Below are 4,135 nucleotides of genomic sequence, written 5' to 3'. Positions count from 1 at the left end.
TGTGGCTCATGGTGGCGACTCTCGGCGATGACAGCGATGGTTGGAAATCAGTTGGAGTTGGCGACCTGGCCGCCGATCTCGCGCCAGGCCTGGCGCACCGGCTCCATGAGGCTGACGCATTCGTCCAGCATGGCTTCGTCGTTGCGCAGGTTGGCCAGCGTCAGGCGCTTGGCCAGGTAGTCGTACAGGGCTTGCAGGTCACGCGCCAGCGGGCCACCCTCGGCCACGTTCAGGCTGGCCTTCAGGCCTTCTTCGACGATGCGCGCCGCGCGGCCGATGGCCTTGCCCTTCTTTTCGATCTCGCCGTTGCGCATCGCGCCGCGGGCCTGGGAGATCGACTCCATGTAGCCGTCGAACAGCAGGCTGATCAGCTTGTGAGGCGAGGCGTCCTCGACACTGGTCTCCGCGCCGACCTGACGGTAGGCGTTGCTCATGCCGCCGGAGCGGCCGAAGGGGGAAGCGAGTTGCGGGCTGTACATGGTGTTGCGGTAGTAAATCTGTGACCGTCCCTTTGCTTATCGGCCCTCATTTCACTCAGCTTGAGGCCGGCCTAGCCGTTGAACTGAACGGGGTTTTCCACCACTCATCGGCTCAAGAAATCCGGGCCTCGCTTGACAGCGGCATGAAAAAAGCGCCCCTCGGGGCGCTTGCTTCAGGCCGAAGCCAGGTGGCGGGTCAACCCAGCGCGGCGAGCTGCTGCGTGACGTAGGACGACAAGGCGTTCAGCTTGGCCATCGAGGTGTCCAGCGCCTCGTACTGGGCGCGGAACCGCGCCTCGGTGCGGACCAACCGGTCTTCCATCTGGTCCTGGCGGTCGTCGTTGCGCTCGATATGCGCTTCCAGGCTGGTATGCAGCGTTTCCAGGCTGCCGTCCTCGCCCAGCACGGCCTTGCCCAGGTCTTTGAAGCGATCCATGAAGCCCGAAGCGCCGGTGTCGGCACCGTCGGTGGCCAGCAGTTTGCGCAGCTCTTCGGGGTTGGCCAGCGCGTCGTCCAGCGCCGACGTCGAGGTGGTCAGCGTACCGTCCTGCTTCATCGTGATGCCAATCTCGGACAAGCGGCTCCAGGTGCTGGAAGCGCTGCTGCCTTGATTGATCACGCCGCGCAGCTGCCACTGCAGGCCGATCGTCGTGCGGTCGCCCTGCAACGGGCCACCGGTCTTGGTCGCTGCGTTGTACTTGGTCTGGTCCTTGATGTACGTTGCCAGCTCATTGAACGCGGTGACGAACTCGCTGATCGCGGCCTTCACCGCCTCGTTGTCGCTGGCCACGACCACCTCGACCGGGGTCGCAGTTTCCTTGGTCAGTGTCAGCGTCAGGTTGTCGGACACGCCGGTGAGCGTGTTCGTCTTCGATTCGACATCGATGCCGTTGACCTTGGCCTTGGCGTTGCCGGCGGACTGGTTCAGCGCCATCGGTGTGCCAACCACGGCGGCGTCGTAGCCGAGCACCGACAGGCCGGTGGTCGCGTCGTTGTCGTCGACGTTTTCGGTGGCGGTGATCTTGAAGCCGTTCTCGGCGCCGGTGGCGTCGGAGCGAATCGACAGGCGGGCGCCGTTGGCGTCATTGACGATCGTCGCCGTCACGCCGGCGTCGGCGTCATTGATCTTGTCGCGGATGCTGGCCAGGCTGGTGTCGTCCGAACCGATGGTGATCGAGACCGGCGAGCCGCTGCCGGTGAAGCTGGCGCCGTTCCAGGTGCCGAGTTCGATCTGCAGAACGCCGTCGCCCAGTTGACTGGACGAACTGGGCAGCGCGGTGGCGGTGGTGACGGTCTGGCTCGACGCCAGCTGCGACACGGTGACCGAGTAGCGTCCCGGCGTCGCACCGGTGGTCGTGCTGCCGCTGACGATGGTGCCGTCGCTGGAGGTGACCGCGGTCTGGCCCCACAGCGTGACCGAGCTGATCGCGCCGGCCTTGTCGCTCATCGCAGAGACCAGGCTTTGCAATTTGCCCACCGACGACAGCTGGGTCTTGATGCTGGCGGTTTCGGCAGTGAGCAGTTCGACGGGCTTGCGCTCGACGCTCATCAGCGCCGAGATGATGCTTTCCGACTGCAGGCCGCTGCCGACCCCGAGAGAGCTGATGGTGGGCATGGTGATCCTTCGATTCCTGTCGTGGTCTTCGGCCGCTGGCGCGGGAACTTGAGACCCTTTTTGGACCCGGGAATGAAAACGCGCCACCCGCCCCCTGAGGGACATCCCTCGGGCGCCGGCGGCGCATCAAAAAAACTATGAGCCCGGCTGTTGCCTTAGGGCGACGCTGAATGCCTTAGGGTCCGACTTAGCCTTGCAGAAGGCGCATCACCTGCTGCGGCAGCTGGTTGGCCTGCGCGACCATCGCGCTACCGGCCTGCTGCAAGATCTGCGCTCGGCTCATCGCTGCGGTTTCGGCAGCGAAGTCGGCGTCCATGATCCGGCTTCGGGCGGCGGCCTGGTTCTCGACCGACTGCTGCAGGTTCGAGATGATCGCGTCGAAGCGGCTCTGCGTCGCACCGAAGGTCGCCCGGGTGTTGTTGACGTTGTCGATCGCGGCGTCGATGTCGTCGATCACCGTGGCAATGTCGCCGATCGTCGCCGACGCATCGATGACTGCGGTCGTGGCCGTGATCGCCGTGATGTCGGTCGCGGTGGTCAGGTTCTCGGTGGTGATGTTGATGATGTCGTCCGGACCGGTGTTGGCGCCGATCTGGAAGGTCAGCGTCGTGGCATCGTCGCCGAGGATGCGCTGTCCGTTGAAGGTCGTGCCACCGAGCACCCGGCTGATTTCCGACTGCAGCTCGGCGAATTCCTTGTTCAGCGAGTCCTTGTCCGAGCTCGAGTTGGTCGCGTTGCGGGCCTGGATGGCCAGTTCACGCATGCGCTGCAGCGCGTCGCCGACCTTGCTCAAAGCGCCTTCAGCAGTCTGCGCCAGCGAGATACCGTCGTTCGCGTTGCGGATCGCGACGTTCATGCCACGCACTTGCGCGTTCATGCGTTCGGCGATCGCGAGGCCCGCGGCGTCGTCCTTGGCTGAGTTGACACGCATGCCTGAGGACAGGCGCTGCATGGCCGTCGACAGCGCCGACTGCGAAGAATTCAGGTTGCGTTGCGCGTTGAGCGACGCAATGTTGGTGTTGATGGTCTGTGGCATGTGAGCACCTCTTTACGAATCGACCGCGCCCGGCGAGAAGGCCGGCTATCCAGAAGAAGCGGCGAACAACCGCCCCTTCCATAAAGCCCGGCATCCTTCACCGTCGAACAAGAGACGCTTTCGGCGTCTCCGGTCTCGGCAGTGCTTGTCGGACCACGCCCCGATTTGCATTGGGGCGATGGAATGAATTCTGAAGAGGCTCGAGTGGTAGCAATGCCGGGAAATGAAGCCGGGAAAGCCGCCATTTCGGACTCACCAAAGGGCAATGCCCCCGTCGGCTGCGGCCGGCGGGGGCATTGGACGGTTTCCGGTCACACGGCGCTGGCGCCGTGCTTCGCGGGGGGTGCTTAGCGCAGCAGGCTCAGGACCTGCTGGGGCAGCTGGTTGGCCTGCGCGACCATCGCGCTGCCGGCCTGCTGCAGGATCTGCGCCCGGCTCATGTTCGCGGTTTCAGAGGCGAAGTCCGCGTCCATGATCCGGCTGCGGGCGGCGCTCTGAGCCTCCACCGCCTGCTGCAGGTTGGCGATGATCGCGTCGAAGCGGCCTTGCGTCGCGCCGAAGGTGGCGCGCTGGTCGTTGATCGTGTCGATCGCGGTGTCGATGTTGTCGATCACCGTGGCGATGTCACCCGAGGTGGCGGTCGCGTCGATCACGGCCGTCGTACCGGTCACCGCGGTGATGTCGGTGTGGGCCGTCATGTCTTCGGTCGTCAGCTGCACGGTGTCGTCGACGGTCGTGTTGGCGCCGATCTGGAAGGTCAGCGTGGTCGCGTCGGCGCCCAGCATGTTCTTGCCGTTGAAGCTGGTGCCGCCGAGCACACGGCTGATTTCCGCCTGCAGCTCGCCAAACTCCTTGTTCAGCGAGTCCTTGTCCGAGCTCGAGTTCGTCGAGTTGCGGGCCTGCACAGCCAGTTCACGCATGCGTTGCAGCGCGTCGCCGACCTTCGACAGGGCGCCTTCAGCCGTTTGCGCCAGCGAGATGCCGTCGTTGGCATTGCGAATCGCG

At 64.8% G+C, this 4,135-nt stretch carries 4 protein-coding genes; all 4 read right to left on the bottom strand.

All coding sequences use genetic code 11. The annotated features are described in order from the left end of the window. Positions 1–47: 47 nt before the first annotated feature. The gene (gene fliS, locus VFY73_RS19120; RefSeq protein WP_329721717.1) at positions 48–479 is read right to left on the bottom strand and encodes a flagellar export chaperone FliS; all 432 of its coding nucleotides are present in this window, start codon (positions 477–479) and stop codon (positions 48–50) included. Between the two features lie 196 nt (positions 480–675). After that, entirely contained in the window at positions 676–2,094 is a 1,419-nt protein-coding gene (gene fliD / locus VFY73_RS19115) for a flagellar filament capping protein FliD (RefSeq protein WP_329721715.1), read from the bottom strand. Positions 2,095–2,281: 187 nt separating this feature from the next. Next, positions 2,282–3,130 carry a flagellin domain-containing protein gene (locus VFY73_RS19110; RefSeq protein ID WP_329721713.1) on the bottom strand — a complete coding sequence of 283 codons (849 nt, stop codon included), beginning with the start codon at positions 3,128–3,130 and terminating at the stop codon, positions 2,282–2,284. A 347-nt stretch (positions 3,131–3,477) separates the two neighbouring features. Then, a partial coding sequence (locus VFY73_RS19105; RefSeq protein ID WP_329721711.1) for a flagellin occupies positions 3,478–4,135 on the bottom strand: 658 nt, incomplete at its 5' end.

Origin of the sequence: Ideonella sp. (genome assembly GCF_036277275.1) — a bacterium.
In the GTDB taxonomy this organism is placed as follows: domain Bacteria; phylum Pseudomonadota; class Gammaproteobacteria; order Burkholderiales; family Burkholderiaceae_C; genus Ideonella.
The sequence above is the reverse complement of the archived record's forward strand: the minus strand, read 5'-3'. Positions and strand labels throughout refer to the sequence as shown.

Excerpts from the sequence above, each read along its gene's own strand:
- fliS (WP_329721717.1), bottom strand. The coding sequence starts at position 479 with ATGTACAGCCCGCAACTCGCTTCCCCCTTCGGCCGCTCCGGCGGCATG.
- fliD (WP_329721715.1), bottom strand. The coding sequence starts at position 2,094 with ATGCCCACCATCAGCTCTCTCGGGGTCGGCAGCGGCCTGCAGTCGGAA.
- VFY73_RS19110 (WP_329721713.1), bottom strand. The coding sequence starts at position 3,130 with ATGCCACAGACCATCAACACCAACATTGCGTCGCTCAACGCGCAACGC.